Consider the following 15,239-nt stretch of genomic DNA (forward strand, 5'->3'; position numbering starts at 1 on the left):
GCGTGAAGCTCCCCGTCGACCGCGTGTTCCGCGACGAGCGCGTCCGCTACGTGCTGAAGCTGCACTGCGAGGACTGCGCGCTCTGGGACGACACGCGCGACGCGTGCGCGCACGGATACCCGACCGACGAGCACCGTGCGCCGCGCGACGCGGAGAGCGATCAGCGAGTCGTGTTCTGCAAGGACTTCGAGGTGGCGTGACGCGGGCGCTTCGCACACGCTCGCGCGCATGATCCGAACCCTGCTCCCAGCGCTCGTCTTCGCCCTCGTTGGTTGTTCGAGCACGAGCCCTCCCGATCGCGTCCGCGAGCTCGTCTGCGCCGCGCAGGCGTCAGACGCGCAGTGCAGTGAAGCGTGTCGCGCGGCGACCACGACGTGCGGCGAGCTCTGGAGTCGCATCGACGAGCTCGGCAGCACGATGGGTGCGTGCCTCGACGCGTGCCCGACCATCGAGGTCTGCGACGGTGGCTCGCAGTACCACTGCGACTGCTACGCGGATTGTGTCGCCGCGCAGAGCGAGGCAGTGCAGGACGCGCTGCTCGAAGCGAACGAGTGCGAGCTCCCTCCGGAGTGCCGCTGATCGCGATCAGCCGTCGACGTAGGGCACACCGAGCACGCGCGCGAGCTGCTGCGCGCCGATGCGCATCGGCCACTTCATGCGATCCGCGCGGATCTCGCGGCGCGACGGCAGGAGCGCGATCGCGTGCGCGCCGACGCCGCGCTTGATCACGAGGTCCCACTCGAGGTCGAGCGCCTTGCGCTCCTCGACCGCGATGCGCGTCGAGACGACGGTGACTCCGGTGATCTGCGCGAGGTCCATCGACGCGCGGCCGAGGCGCAGCTTGCCCGCCGCGCGGTCGATCACGAGCGGCGACGGCGTCGTCCATGCCCACGCGGCGTACAGGACGAACGGTGCGGCAAGCGCGAGCGGGATCGCGAGCACGAAGAGGCGCTCGATCGAGAGCACGCTCGCGAGCGAGCCCATTCGCGCGAGCTCGAGCAGCATCAACGCCTCGATCGGCAGCACCACGAGCAGCGACGCGATCGCGAGCAGCGTGGGGAGCCACGGCGGCGCGATCAGCGAATCACGGATGGGTGTCATGCTCTCTTCTTGTCGACCACGCGCCGCGCCCGTCACGCGCCCGTGCCGGCGAGCAGCGCGAGGAGCGCGCTCTCGTCGAGGACCGCGACGCCCAGGCTCTGCGCCTGCTCGAGCTTCGTGCCCGCCTCGGCGCCCGCGACGACGTAGTCGGTCTTCTTGCTCACCGAGCTCGACACGCGGCCGCCCGCGGCCCGGATGCGCGCGCTCGCGGCCTCGCGAGAGAGGCCCGGCAGCGTCCCGGTGAGCACGAACGTCTTGCCCGCGACGCCCTCGACCGCGATCGCGCGCTCCTCGACCGCATCGAGCTTCACGCCGTGCGACGCGAGGCCGCGCACGATGTCGCGCATCGCGGGCGACGCGAGCACCGCGAAGATCACGTCCGCGCTCCGTCGCGCGAGCCCCGGGATCACGCCGGTCCCGCTCGTGGGCGCGACCTCCGCGATCGCGCCCTGGTCGCCCGCGACGTAGCGCTCTGCGAACGCGAGCAGCGCGTCCATCGTGCGGAAGTGAAGGGCGAGATCGCGCGCGAGCGTCTCGCCCACGTGACGGATCGCGAGCCCGTGGAGCAGGCGCGTCAGCCCGCGCTCCTTCGCGCCCGCGATGCGCTCCGCGATCTTCTGCGCGCTCTTGTCGCCCATGCGGTCCAGCTGCGCGAGATCACGCGCGCGCAGCGCGAAGAGCTGATCCGGCGTGCGCACCGCGAGCTTCGTAACGAGCTGATCGACCACCGAGTCGCCGAGCCCCTCGACGTCCATCGCCTTGCGCGACGCGAAGTGCGCGAGCCGCTCGCGCAGCTGATCGGGACAGCGCGGGCTCGTGCAGAAGAGGAAGATCTCCTCGCGCTCCAGCGCGCTGCCGCACGAGGGGCACACGCTCGGCGCAGTGAACGAGGCGGTGCCCGGCGCGCGGAGCGCGTGCTCCGCGAGCGCGACCTGCGGGATGATGTCGCCCGCCTTCTCGACCGCCACCCAGTCGCCGACGCGCACGTCCTTGCGCTCGAGCTCGACGAAGTTGTGCAGGCTCGCGCGCACCACGGTCGTCTGCGCGAGGCGCACCGGCGCGAGCTCCGCGACCGGCGTGAGCTTGCCCGACTTGCCGACCGTCACCGTGATCCCGAGCACGCGCGTGAGGCGTCGCTCGGGTGGGAACTTCCACGCGACGCCCCAGTGCGGATGGTGGCTCGTCGCACCGAGCCGCGCGTGCGCGTCGCGATCGTCGATCTTCAGCACCATGCCGTCGATCTCGAACGGCAGCGACGCGCGCTTCGCGGTCCAGGCCTCGCAGACGTCGATCGCCTCGTCGAGCGTCGTCACGTGCGTCGCGAGATCGGCGTACGTCGGCGCCCCGAGATCGCGCAGCCAAGCGAGCAGACCGCGCTGCGTGCGCGGCACCGCGACGTCGTCCGATGCGCGCGCGAGCTGGTAGAGGAAACAAGCGAGCCCGGCCTCGCGCAGCCCGCGCACGTCCTTGCGCTTCACGAGGCCGGCGCACCCGTTGCGCGGGTTCGCGAGCGGCGCCTCGCCGGCAGCGATCAGCGCGGCGTTGTGCCGCTCGAACGCATCGCGCGGCCAGTAGAGCTCGCCTCGCAGCTCGATCGTGCCGTGATCGATCGCGATGCGATCGGGCACCGCGCCCGTCGCGCGCACCTGCTTCGTCACGTCGTCGCCGCGTGTGCCGTCGCCGCGCGTGATCGCGCGCGCGAGCTCTCCGCGCTCGTAGATCAGCGCGATCGAGATGCCGTCGACCTTCGGCTCGATGGTGAGCGCGGGCATCGCGTCCTCGGGCATCGCGAGCTCGATCGCGCGACGGGCGATCCACGCCGCGAGCTGGTCGCGCATCGGAATCGGCGCGCCGCGCTCGTCGCGCCGACCATGCGAGAGCTTGTCGAGCGAGAGCATCGGCACCTCGTGCACGACGCTCGCGAACCCCTCGGTGTGATCGGCGCCGGGGCGCGCGTCGATCGCGATCCCGAGCCGCTCTGCGAGCACGCGATGGCGCTCCACGAGATCGTCGAAGACCGCGTCGGGGATCTCGGGCGCGCCCGCCCGATAGCGCGCCTCGTGGTGCCTGATCTGCGCGTCGAGCGCGTCGAGCTCGTCTCTCATCCGCGCGAGAGAGTACCGCTTGCGGCGTCGCGCGCGTTTCGAGGAAGCTGCTGCGGCGACGCTCCGTAGAGCCGCTCTGCGGGCTCGAACGGAGCGAGGGAGGGCGAGCGGATGGCCAAGGCGAAGGCGTGGAAGTTGGGGAGCCCAGGGGAGCCCTCGTTCCCCGGCGACTTCGAGATCGTGAAGCGCGCCGTCCTGCAGCTCACCGACGTCGTCAACAACAACAACAAGTACTACGGCATCGAGCTGCACCGCGCGGGCAACGCGTACCGCGTGTTCACGCACTACGGGCGCACCGACGACCTCGAGACGAACCCGAACGCAGGCGCGAAGGAGAGCCGCTACTTCGACGATCTCGCCTCGGCCGACGCGTGTTACGCGCAGATCTATCGCGAGAAGACCGCCGCCTCGAAGGGCTACAAAGAGGTGTCGCTCGCCTCGAGCAAGATCGGCTCGCACAAGGCGCGCGGCACGAGCAGCGGGCAGATCGACGAGCGCACGCTCGAGAAGATCGAGGGCGAGAAGGAGAAGCGCGCCGCGATCCCCAAGTCGACGCTGCCGCCCGGCGTGCAGTCGATGCTGCAGTACGTCTACGACGAGGCGACGAACGCGCTGACGTCGACGGTCGCCGCGAAGATCACCGCGCACGGCATCGAGACGCCGCTCGGCGTGCTGACCATCGGACAGATCGAGCGCGGCGAGGCGATCCTGAACGACGCGTTCAAGGTCTTCGAGCAGCGCGGCACGAAGGCGCAGGCGGAGCTCTCGCGTCTGTCGAGCGACTTCTACTCCGCGATCCCGCACCGCCTCGGCCGCACGCGCGCGGAGATCCAGGCCGCGGTGCTCGACTCGCTCGAGGAGTTCGCGGCGAAGCAGGAGACGCTGCAGCTCATGCGCGACATGCTCCAGGTCAACGGCGAGGGCGGCAGCGTCCTCTACGACTCGGAGATCGACGCGAAGTACAAGGCGCTCAACTGCGAGATCGGCTGGATCGAGCCGGGCACCGGGCCGTGGAAGGAGATCGCAGACTACGTCGAGCGCTCGCAGATCAAGAGCAAGAGCGTGAAGGTGCGCAACGTGATGACGCTGAAGCGCGCCGGCGAGCACGACGCGTTCACCGACGGCATCGGCAACCACCGCATGCTCTTCCACGGATCGCGCATCAAGAACTGGGTCGGCATCCTCTCGCGCGGGATCCTGCTGCCGAAGATCGTCGTCAGCATGGGCGTGAAGCGCACCGACGCAGGCTGGCTCGGCAACGGCATCTACTTCGGCGACGCGGCGTGCACGAGCGCGTTCTACACGTCGCCCGGCAAGAAGGGCACGCGCCTCATGAGCGTCGCGCGCGTCGCGCTCGGCAAGACCGCCGAGTACACGAAGATCACCTACGGGCTGAACGGCCCGCCCGAGGGCTTCGACTCGTGCCACGGCGTGCGCAACAAGCCGGGCACGTCGTCGCAGTTCGCCGACGACGAGTACGTCGTCTATCGCACGCAACAGCAGCGGCTCGAGTACCTCGTCGAGTTCACGGCGTGAGAGGAGAAGCAGCGATGCTCGTCAAAGTGGTCCTCTGCGACGTGAACCCGAAGGTCATCCAGGCGTGGCGCGCGACCTTCGAGGAGAACCCCGAGGTCGAGATCGTGCACGGCTCGATGCTCGACATGTCGACCAGCGCATGGGTCTCGCCGACGAACTCGGCGGGCCGCATGGACGGCGGGCTCGATCTCGTGATCAAGAACTACCTCGGCGTCGGCATCGAGAAGACGCTGCAGCGCACCATCAAGGATCGCTACGCGGGACGCATGCCGGTCGGCCACGCAGCGTGCACGCCGACCGAGCGCGTGCAGCCGCGCTTCCTGATCTCGACGCCGACGATGGTCTCGTCGTCGGAGGACATCAGCGCGACGATGAACGTCGCGCTCGCGTGCGCGGCCGCGTTCCAGGCGGTGCACATCCAGAACACGGTCGAGCCGGGCACGATCCGATCGGTCGCGCTGCCGGGCCTCGGTGCGAACACGGGGAGGGTGCCCGCGGAGATCTGCGCGGACCTGATGTGGACCGCGTACGACCTCTTCCGCGAGCACGCGTTCACCGACTTCGCGGCGGTGCGCCAGGCGCTCGAGAGCATCCTCGGCGACCTCGGACCGACGTCGACGCAGTACAAGCAGAAGGCCGCGCCGGGCCTCTCGCAGATGGGCATCACCCCGTCGAAGCCGACGATCGGCGGTGCGCTCGAGGACTTCGACGACTCGGAGTTCGAGGACGACGAAGACTTCAGCGACGACGAATGATCGCGACGACGATTCGGATTCGCTGAAGTGATCCCGACGAGACGATTCCGGCGTCCGACCGGGGACGATCGTTACGCGGTCGTCTCCGTCGAGCCGTCTTCGGCGCAGCCGGGCGCTGGCTCACTCCAGGGACAGTGGCTGATCCGCGTCGCGCGCGGCATCGCGCCGGGGTCGCTCTCGAGCGGGACGGTGTACGGGCCGTATCCGACGAACCTCGCGGACGCGCGCGCCGAGGACGTGGTCCGCGCGCTGCTCGGCGAGGGGTTCACGCCCTCGGTGCACGAGGAGCTGATCGAGGCGCTCTCGTCGTCGGATCCCGCGCGTCGTGCGCGCGCGGCGATCGCGCTCGGTTGGCGTCGCGAGCGCGCGGTCGTGCCGGCGCTGCTCGCGGCGGCCGCGACGAAAGGGCCCGAGCTGCCTTCGATCGTCGAGGCGCTCGGGCGCATCGGGGATCCCGCGGCGATCCCCATCACGCGCGAGCTCGCGAGCAAGAAGCTGCTCTCGCGGCGACGCGCGGGCGTGGAGGCGCTGCGGCTGCTGGGCGACGCCGAGGGGCTCGCGGAAGCGCGCGCCGCGGGACAGAAGCGCTTGCCGCCCAGCATCGCGCAGGCGATCGGCGCGCTCGACGAGAACGACCTGCGCAAGAGCAACGTGGCGCCGCTGCTCGAGGTGATCGACGCGCTCGAGAAGGCGCGCGTCGGGATCGTGGCGGATCAGCTCTACGAGGCGGGCACGCCTGCGCTGGTCGCGACCGCGCGCCGGATGCTGCGCGCGTCCGACGTGTCGGCGCCGCACGTGTGGCGCTACGCGAAGAGCGTGCTGAAGCGCGCGATGCTGCGCGAGGACGCGGCGACGTTCGCGCTGATCGCGCACGCGATCGAGCAGCGCGCACGGAGCACCAAGGGAAAGAGCGCGAGCCTCAAGTCGGGGCTCGACGGAGAGACGCGCTCGACGCGCGTCTTCGGTCGCAAGACCCAGCGCTGGGCGATGCGCGCGTGCTGGCGCTACCTGCGACGGATCGCGAAGTGGAGGCCCGAGCGCTACGCCGAGATCGCGGCCGAGGTGCTCTGCGCGTACCGGCCCGAGGATCGCGCGCCCGAGCAGGGGCTCTTCGGGCCGCTCGCGCATTCGTATGAGCTCCAACGAATTCTGTTCGCGCGCAGCACGCGCGTGGTGCTCGACGACCGCACGCTGAAGACGCGGTTCGCGAGCGCGGCCGCGAAGATGGCCGTCGCGAGCGTGCGCGAAGAGGCGTTCCCGGAGCTCTGGGACGCGCGCCCGGACGCGTACCTGCGAGCGCTCGTCGGGGGACGGCTGCGCGAGGTGCAGGACTTCGCGCTCGCAGGCGTCGCGCGTCATCCCGGCCTCGCCCAGCGCCTGCAGAACGGCGACATCGCGTCGCTGCTCGCGTCGGAGCACGAGGGTGTGGTCGCGGTCGCGCTCGCGGAGCTCGAGCGACGCTTCGACGCGACGAAGCCCGATCTCGCGCTGCTCTCGCGCTTGCTCGACTCGGAGAGCGCGTCGGTGCGCGCGCGGGGCGCCGCGCTGCTCGATCGTTCGCGGCTCGCGTGGTCCGGCGATCCCGAGGGCGTGCTGCGGCTGCTCGATCGCGAGCGCCCGGTCGCGCGCGCCGAGATCGCGAGCATCGTCGCGAGCGCGCTGCGCGACGCCGCGCGTGATGCGCGGATGGCGATCGCGAAGCGGCTCGTCGATCGGCTGCGTGAGGGCGGAGACGACGATCGGCTCGCGTCGATCGCGGAGCTGCTCGCGAGCGCGCTGCGAGACGAGGTCGCGAGCGTGCTCTCGTCGACCGAGCTCATCGCGTGGATCGATCGCGGCGGGAACGCGGCGAAGCGTGTCGCGGGGCGGCTGCTCGCGGGTCGACCCGAGGCGCTGGCGCTGATCGGGCTGCCGCGCCTCACCGCGCTCGCCGACTCGGAGGTCGCGACGGTGCGCGAGGCCGCCGTCGCGCTGCTCGATGCGGCCGAGGGCGAGCTGCGCGCCGATCCGACGCCGCTCTACACGCTCGCGGAGTCGCGCTGGGACGACGTGCGGCGTCCCGCGCTCGCGCGGCTGCGCGCGCTGATCACGGTCGAGCAGCACGGGCTCGATGCGGTGATCGCGCTCTGCGACTCCAACCACGCGGAGGTGCAGGCGCTGGGGCGCGAGCTCGTGCTCGCATCGTTCGATCGCCTCGACGCGGACGCCGTGCTCTTCCGGCTGATCGAGCACCCGCAGCGCGCGATGCGTGCCTTCGCGATGGAGCTCGCGACGCAGCACCTGCGCCCTGGGTACGTGCCGCTCGCGCGATGCGAGGCGTTCTTCCGCACGGTGCTGCTCGAAGTGCGCGCGGATGCGGCGACGAAGCGCCGCGCGATCGACTTCCTCGTCACGCGCGGGCAGCTCGACGCGCAGCAGGGCGCGCTCGCGGCATCGCTGCTCGATCGCGTGCTGCGCACGCGCACCGTGCGCGACTTCGAGCGCGTGATCGTCGGGCTCGCCGCGATCCAGACACGCTTCCCCGAGGTGCGCAGCGCGCTCTCGACGGAGGGCGCATGACTGCGACGTCCTTCGCGTACAAGTACGCGGGCCGCAGCGGTGCCGTCGCGAGCGGCGATCGCGCGCGCCTCGCGCTCGCGACGAGCACGCTGCGCGAGGCGACGTACTTCGCAGGTGAGCTCGATGACGTGCTCCCGCTGCGCGAGGGGCTCGCCGCGCTCTACGACGTCGCGGTCAGCGACTTCCGATATCACCCGCGCGATCGCACCGCGTTCCGTGCGTGGCTCGCGGAGCAGGACCGCCTGTTCCTCGCGGGGCTCGCCGCGAAGAGCACGCACGCGAAGGCGCGCCTCGGCGAGATCCAGCTGCGCATCGGCGAGCTCGATCGGGCCCGCGCCGAGCGTCGCGCGTCGTTCGAGAAGGCGCGCCGCGCGTACGTGCAGTGGGCGATCGAGGACGAGCTCGAGCGCTCACTGGTGCTCGATCCCGTGGTCACCGTGCACCCCGACGAGCTCTCGTTCGAGGCGTTCTCGCGCGATCAGAGCAGCTACGCGCGGCTCGCGGTGGGGCACGCGGCGTTCTCGCGCATCGACGCGATCGAGCACGGCACGACGAACGTCGACTTCTCGTCGCGCCTGCACGATCACTTCGATCGGATGCGCAGCTATCGCGCGACGCGGTTCGAGATCGCGCCGGGTGGCTTCGAGGCCGAGACGATCGCGGCGCTGCCCGAGACCGCGCGGTCGGTGCACGAGAAGAAGATCACGATGCCCGAGGGCTGGCTCGCGGGCTTCCTCCAGGTGCACGGCCTGATGTCGATGGGGCTCGAGCGCGTCGAGCTCGCGCCCGTCGACGTCTACAACGTGATCCGCGTGATCCGTGCTCGACGCGCGCAGGCGTCACCGCGCTCGCTGCGCTGGCAGCTCACGCCCGGCGAGCGCACGAAGATCCTGATCGAGCCCTTCGACGTGCTCGTGACCGGCTCGCCGATCAGCAGGTTCCACGGCGCGAAGGAGCGCTCGATCCGCACGTGGGGCCGCGATCGACTGCGCGTGCTCGAGCGCGTGCTGCCGCTCGCGGAGCGCGTGCAGGTATTCCTCGCGGGCTCCGGCCTGCCGAGCATCTGGGTGTGTGATCTCGGTGGACGCGTGACGTTCACGCTCGCGCTGTCGGGCTGGACCGACAACGACTGGGCCGGCGGTCAGGCGAAGTTCGATCTGCTCACGCGTCGCCTGCCGACGAACGCCGACGAGCTGACGCGTGTCTACGGCGCGCTGCGCGATGCCCGTCGCGCGACCGACGCGGAGATCGCCGCACGTTGTGATCTCGGCGTCGAGAAGGCGCGCAGCGCGCTCTCGATCCTCGCGCAGGCGGGACGCGCGATGTACGACGTCGTGAGCGGCCTGCATCGCCATCGCGATCTCTTGCTGGTGCCGTTCTCGGCGAGCGCGGCGATCGCGGAGGCGAAGGTCGCGGAGATCGAGTCGAGCCCGAAGGCGAAGACCGCGAAGGAGATGATCGACCACGGCGGCGTACGGATCATCGCGCGCCGTCCGACGTCGATGGGGTACAAGCTCTCGGGCAGCGCGCGCGGAGAGAGCGGTCCGCCGGTGCGCCCGCTGCTCGCGGTGGATCACGAAGGACAGATCCTCGAGGCCAGCTGCACGTGCGTGTTCGCGGAGAAGCACGGGCTGACCAAGGGACCCTGCGAGCACGTGCTCGCGCTGCGGCTCGCGCACATGGCGAAGCTCGAGGAGGAGGATCAGGCGAAGAAGAAAGGATCGTCGTCGTGACGCGCGCAGTGCGTCGAGGACGAGGGGTCGGGGAGCCCAGCGCGCTCATCACGCGCAACGGCCTAGCCATCGGTGCGGTGCAACGCCGCGCAGGCTCACGTGCTCTCCATTCGTCACGGGCCCGGTCGGCACCCGGGTCCCACGGCCCTGCCCGCCCGCAGCTGGTTGGGGACCTCCGGTCCCCGCGGGCATCGGCAGGGCCGCGGGACCCTATGGTGGACAGGTCCCGTCCCAGGGCTCTTCGTAGGCGCCCCGGCCCCTCGTCCTCGACGGATTGCAGGAACGCGCTCGCATGAGCGACGAGAAGGACCCGCAGAAGGCCGCGCTCGTCAAAGCGGTCCTCGCGTCGCTCGACGACGCGACCGCGCTCTCGCGCATGAAGACGCTCGGCTTCTGGCCCGTGCACGAGCCGGTGCCGGGCGATCCGCCGGGCGAGATCGTCGAGCGCGCGGAGCTCGACGCCGAGCTCGCGACGCTGGTGAAGATCGCGAGCGACGGCGAGAAGCCCGAGAAGGCGCTGCAGCGCGAGCGCATCCGGCGCTGGAAGGAGAGCCGCGAGCGTCGCAAGGCGAAGAAGGCCGAGCGCATCGCGGAGGCGAAGCAGCGCGCCGACGCATGGCGCGCGCAGCGCGCCGAGCGCCTCGTCTACGCGGGCCTCGGCGTCAGCGCGGGGCTGCACGACGTCGAGAGCGACGTCGCGACGCTCGAGGCGTGCGGACTTCCGATCTGGCGCGACGCGCGCGACGTCGCGAGCGCGCTCGGCATCTCGATCGCGAAGCTGCGCTGGCTGACGTTCCACCGTCGCGGCGCGACGCTCGTGCACTACCACCGCTACGGAATCCCCAAGAAGACCGGCGGAATTCGCGCGATCTCGGCGCCCAAGCCCGCGCTCGCCGAGGCACAGCAGAACGTGCAATCGTTGGTGCTCCAACGAATCGCGCCGAGCGACGAGGCGCACGGCTTCGTGCGCGAGCGCTCGGTCGTGAGCAACGCGCGGCCGCACGTCGGGCGCGCGGTCGTGGTGAACCTCGACTTGCGCGACTTCTTTCCGACGATCTCGTTCCGCCGCGTGAAGGGCCTGTTCGCGAAGCTCGGCTACTCCGAGCAGGTCGCGACCGTGCTCGCGCTCCTGTGCACCGAGCCGCCGCGCGTGCCCGCCGAGCTCGACGGGCAGCGCTACCACGTCGCGCTCGGCGCGCGCGTGCTGCCCCAGGGCGCGTGCACCAGCCCCGCGATCACGAACCTGATCTGCCGCCGCCTCGATGCGCGGTTGCGCGGCATCGCGCGCGCGCTGGGGTTCACGTACACGCGCTACGCCGACGACCTCACGTTCTCGGGCGACGATCCCACGAAGCTCGCGTCGCTGTTCGGCATGGTGCGCAAGGTGATCGCGAGCGAGGGGTTCGCCGAGCACGAGGGCAAGACGCGCGTCATGCGCCGCGGCGCGCGCCAGGAAGTGACGGGCGTCGTGGTGAACCGCGCAGTGCGTCTGCCGCGCGACGAGAAGCGCGCGCTCCGCGCGTTGCTGTACAACTGCGCTCGCTTCGGGATGGAGAGCCAGAACCGCGACGGTCGTCCGAGCTTCGCGTCGTACCTTCGTGGGCGCGTCGCGTGGGCGGTGATGGTCGAGCCCGCGCTCGGGCCGCGGCTCTTCCCGGCGCTCGAGCGCGCGCTCGAAGGTCGGCGCAGCGATCTCTGATCGGGGGAATCGATGGGAGAGCGAAGAGGCAGCGGGGACGGGACGATGCAGCTCGATCTGCTCGGCGCCGAGGTCGCGCGTCCGACGAAGTCGAGCCCGGGCACGGTCGTGGCCGATGCGCCCGCGAAGGTCACGTCGAGCACGCATCCGATGCGCGTCACGTGGGTCGAGCCGCGCATCGGCGTCGCGCACGCGCCCGGCGTCGTCGAGATCGCGGAGACCGGCATCGAGTGGTCGCGTGATCTCGCGAGCGATCTCGACGCGCTGCGCGCCGAGGGCGCCGACGTGCTCGTCGACCTGACGACCGACGAGGAGCGCGCGCGCGGCGGGTACGGCGCGATCGAGGATCTCGCGGACGAGCGCGAGCTCGTCGTGATCCGACTCCCGATCGTGCCCGAGGGCGCGCCCTGCGAAGACGCGCACGAGGTGCTCGAGCGCATCGAGTCGCACGTCTCCGAGGACGCGAAGGTCGTGCTCGTCTCGCGCGAAGGGATGGGGCGCGCGGGGACCATCGCAGTCGCGCTGCAGGTGCGCAGCGGGCGCGCGCTCGACGATGCGCTGCGCGCGACACGCGAGCTGCGTGGGCGCAAGGTGGCGAGCAGCGACGCGCAGCGCGAGTGGCTCGAGCAGATCGCGCAGCACGTCGCGTCGGCGAGTGCCATCGACGACGGCGAAGAGGGCGATCTCTGGAGCGCGCGCGAGCTCGACGACGACGACCTCGGTCCCGAGCTCCCCGAAGCGGCGATCCGCGAGACGATCCCGCCGGAGATCCGTCCCGCCACGCCGCGTGCGCGCGCTCTCTCTCCGCGTGCCTCCGCGGTCGGCGGCGCGGTGCTCGGCGCCGCGATCGGCGATGCGATGGGGCACCCCACCGAGTTCATGTCGCTCGAGGCGATCCGCCGGAAGTGGCCGCCTCACGGCGTGACCGCGTTCGAGCTCTACTGGGAGCGCGGCGGCAAGCGCTTCGCGCCGTACACCGACGACACGCAGATGGCGGAAGCGGTGCTGCGCTCGCTCTTGTGGTCGCGCCGCGAGGGCGCGGATCTCGACGCGACGATGCAGCACATGGCGCGTGCGTTCGTGGAGTGGGCGGAGCGCCCGCAGGGCGGACATCGCGCGCCGGGCAACGCGTGCCTCAGCGGGTCGCGCGCGCTCGCGCGCGGTGAGCACTGGTCGCGCGCCGGTGGACCGACCGCGGGCGGATGCGGATCGGTGATGCGCGCGTATCCGTTCGGCCTGCTCTACGCCCACGATCTCTCGCGCTGTGAGGAGTGGTCGGTCGCGCACAGCAAGCTCACGCATCGCGATCCGATCGCGCTCGCGGCCAGCGCGGCGATGGCGATCGGCGTGGCGCGCGTGCTGCGCGGCGATCCGACGCGCGTCGTGCTCAGCGAGATGATCGCCGCCGCTGCGCGGTACAGCGCGCGCACTGCGGTGATGATGGCCGAGGCGCTCGACGACGCGGATGGCGGCGTCGCGCCCGAGACGACGCTCGATCGACTGCGCGGCTGGGCAGCGCACGAGGCGATCGCGGCCGCGGTCTACCTCTTCGCGCGCTCGCCCGACGATCCCGAGCGCGCGATCCTCGAAGGCGCGAACAGCCCCGGCGACAGCGACAGCCTCGCGACGCTCTCGGGCGCGCTCGCCGGTGCGCGCGCCGGGCTCGGTGCGCTGCCCGACGCGTGGGTGCGCGACGTCGAGCGCAGCGACGATCTGCTCGCGCTCGCCCTCGAGATCTGAGTCCCTACCGGAGTGCTCGTCCCGCGTGTCCCGGACGGGAGCGCGCGAAGCGCGCGCGGACGGTAGGGCCGTGCGGGCGAGCCGATTTCGAGTCCCTACCGGAGTGCTCGTCCCGCGTGTCCCGGACGGGAGCGCGCGAAGCGCGCGCGGACGGTAGGGCCGTGCGGGCGAGCCGATTTCGAGTCCCTACCGGAGTGCTCGTCCCGCGTGTCCCGGACGGGAGCGCGCGAAGCGCGCGCGGACGGTAGGGACGTGCGGGCGAGCCGATTTCGACTCCCTACCGGAGTGCTCGTCGCGCGTGTCCCGGACGGGAGCGCGCGAAGCGCGCGGACGGTAGGGACACGCGGGCGAGCCGATTTTCGAGCCGCTTGCCCGGGCCGGGGCGTCTCCTAAGCTCTGGCGCTTGGTCACGCAGTCAGCACCAGCCTGGACGCGCGCGGAGCGGATCTCGTGGGCGCTCGCGGGCGTCGCGCTCGCCGCTGCGTGCATCGCGCACGCGTCGTTCGGGTACTCGCACTCCGACCTCTCGGGACACGCGCTCGGCAGCGACGACGCGTTCATCTCGTTCCGCTATGCCGAGCGGTTGCTCGCGGGCGACGGGCTCGTGTTCAACGCGGGCGAGCGCGTCGAGGGCTTCACGAACCTCGGGTATCTGCTGCTCTGCGTGCCCGGCCTCGCGCTGCTCGGTCGCGACGGAGTGATCGCGTGGGCGGTCGGGCTCAACCTGCTCGCCGCGCTCGGTGCCGCGGCGCTCGTCGCGTCGTGGCTGCGGCGCGTGTTGCCCGCGCATCTCCGCGTGATCGCGCCGTGGGTGGTCGCGATCCAGCCCGCGCTCTGGATCGCGGTGGCGTCCGGGCTCGAGACGCCGGTCGTCGTGCTCCTGCAGGTCGCGCTGTGGAGGATCGTCGACGCGATGGCCGAGCGCGATCGTGCGCGTCCCATCGAGCTCGTCGCGATGGCCTCGATCGCGATCTGCGCGGTGCTCGTGCGCGCCGATGGATTCATCGGCGTCGGGATCGCCGTCGTGTTCCTCGCGCTGCGCCGACACTTCGGCGTCGCGGGCGCGCTCGCTGCGGCAGGTGCGCTGGCGTTCGCCGCCGTGCTCGCGTTCCGTCTCTCGTACTACGGCGACGTCCTTCCCAACACCTACTACGCGAAGGTCTCGGCGCCGTTCTGGATGCGCGTGCCCGCAGGCATCGTGCAGCTCGGCATCGTCGCAACGCAGCAGGGCTTCGCGCTCGAGCTCGTCGCGATCGGCGCGGCGTGGGTGCTCGCGCGTCGCGGCGGACGCCTCGTGCCGAGCTACGCCGCGTTCCTCGGAGCGGGTGTCGTCGCGTACTGGGTGTGGGTCGGCGGCGACGTCTTCCAGGAGCGCTTCCTCGTCGGGCTCTATCTCGTCGGCAGCGCGCTCGCGCTCTCGATCGCGGCGAGCACGAGCCGCCTCGCGCGATGGACGCCCGCGATCGCCGGCGCGCTCGTCCTCGTTCACCTGCTCCCGTGCGTGTTCGATCTGCGCTTCCGCTACACGACGACGCGCACCGATCGTTGGGTCGCGCTCGGTCGTCATCTCGCGGAGCACGCGCCCGAGGGCGCGACGATCGCGGTCGACGCGGCGGGCAAGATTCCGTTCTTCTCGGGCCTGCGCGCGATCGACATGCTCGGGCTGAACGATCGCGAGCTCGCGCATCGCGAGCGCACGCGCTTCGACGTCGGTCACGACGCGTACGATCCCGACTACGTGCTCGGGCGGCGTCCCGATCTCGTCGCGTGCTGGATCGAGCCCGACCTCGACATGTTCTACGGCCTCGATCGCGCGCGCTGGCAGGGCGCGGGCTATCGCCTCCGCTGGCTCGTGTTCGCGGACGAGAACGAGCACGGTCGCACCGAGATCCTCGACGCCCGCGAGGTGCCCGGCGCGCTCGTGCCCGCGCTGATCCGCGCGGGGTTCCGCTACGCGGTGCTCGACCGCGCGCCGTGAGGGGAGGGCGCGCGCGAGGTGAGCGTACGCCCT

Annotated in this window: 11 protein-coding genes; 9 read left to right on the forward strand and 2 right to left on the reverse strand. The window is 71.4% G+C overall.

The window, feature by feature from the left end; genetic code table 11:
- The first annotated feature begins 2 nt into the window (after positions 1 to 2).
- A complete protein-coding gene (locus DB32_RS19040; protein WP_053233887.1) occupies positions 3 to 200 on the forward strand; it encodes a hypothetical protein in 198 nt (65 codons plus the stop codon).
- A 28-nt stretch (positions 201 to 228) separates the two neighbouring features.
- Positions 229 to 579: a hypothetical protein gene (locus DB32_RS19045; protein WP_053233888.1), complete on the forward strand. Its 351-nt coding sequence runs from the start codon at positions 229 to 231 to the stop codon at positions 577 to 579.
- 6 nt (positions 580 to 585) lie between these two features.
- Here DB32_RS19045 and DB32_RS19050 read toward each other — a convergent pair whose 3' ends face one another.
- Together DB32_RS19050 and ligA are read right to left on the reverse strand one after the other, a co-directional pair.
- Positions 586 to 1,101 carry a hypothetical protein gene (locus DB32_RS19050; protein ID WP_157069173.1) on the reverse strand — a complete coding sequence of 172 codons (516 nt, stop codon included), beginning with the start codon at positions 1,099 to 1,101 and terminating at the stop codon, positions 586 to 588.
- Positions 1,102 to 1,133: 32 nt separating this feature from the next.
- Positions 1,134 to 3,206 (reverse strand): NAD-dependent DNA ligase LigA, encoded by a 2,073-nt coding sequence (gene ligA, locus DB32_RS19055; protein WP_053233890.1) that lies wholly within the window; start codon positions 3,204 to 3,206, stop codon positions 1,134 to 1,136.
- Between the two features lie 111 nt (positions 3,207 to 3,317).
- On the opposite strand from ligA, the gene DB32_RS19060 reads away from it, so the two are divergent.
- The 7 genes from DB32_RS19060 (at position 3,318) to DB32_RS19090 (ending at position 15,206) form a co-directional block, all read left to right on the forward strand.
- A complete protein-coding gene (locus DB32_RS19060; protein WP_053233891.1) occupies positions 3,318 to 4,742 on the forward strand; it encodes a WGR domain-containing protein in 1,425 nt (474 codons plus the stop codon).
- A 14-nt stretch (positions 4,743 to 4,756) separates the two neighbouring features.
- Positions 4,757 to 5,497 carry a macro domain-containing protein gene (locus tag DB32_RS19065; RefSeq protein WP_075097558.1) on the forward strand — a complete coding sequence of 247 codons (741 nt, stop codon included), beginning with the start codon at positions 4,757 to 4,759 and terminating at the stop codon, positions 5,495 to 5,497.
- A 27-nt stretch (positions 5,498 to 5,524) separates the two neighbouring features.
- Entirely contained in the window at positions 5,525 to 8,056 is a 2,532-nt protein-coding gene (locus DB32_RS19070) for a HEAT repeat domain-containing protein (RefSeq protein ID WP_053233892.1), read from the forward strand.
- Entirely contained in the window at positions 8,053 to 9,789 is a 1,737-nt protein-coding gene (locus tag DB32_RS19075; protein WP_053233893.1) for a hypothetical protein, read from the forward strand. The genes DB32_RS19070 and DB32_RS19075 overlap by 4 nt, the downstream gene beginning before the upstream one ends.
- A gap of 292 nt (positions 9,790 to 10,081) precedes the next feature.
- On the forward strand, positions 10,082 to 11,488 hold the full coding sequence (locus tag DB32_RS19080) for a reverse transcriptase family protein (protein ID WP_053233895.1): 1,407 nt from the start codon (positions 10,082 to 10,084) through the stop codon (positions 11,486 to 11,488).
- 12 nt (positions 11,489 to 11,500) lie between these two features.
- Positions 11,501 to 13,228: an ADP-ribosylglycohydrolase family protein gene (locus DB32_RS19085; RefSeq protein ID WP_157069174.1), complete on the forward strand. Its 1,728-nt coding sequence runs from the start codon at positions 11,501 to 11,503 to the stop codon at positions 13,226 to 13,228.
- Positions 13,229 to 13,631: 403 nt separating this feature from the next.
- Positions 13,632 to 15,206, forward strand: coding sequence for a hypothetical protein (locus DB32_RS19090; protein ID WP_053233899.1), 1,575 nt, complete (start codon positions 13,632 to 13,634; stop codon positions 15,204 to 15,206).
- Positions 15,207 to 15,239 lie beyond the last annotated feature (33 nt).

Origin of the sequence: Sandaracinus amylolyticus (assembly GCF_000737325.1) — a bacterium.
Lineage (GTDB): Bacteria > Myxococcota_A > Polyangia > Polyangiales > Sandaracinaceae > Sandaracinus > Sandaracinus amylolyticus.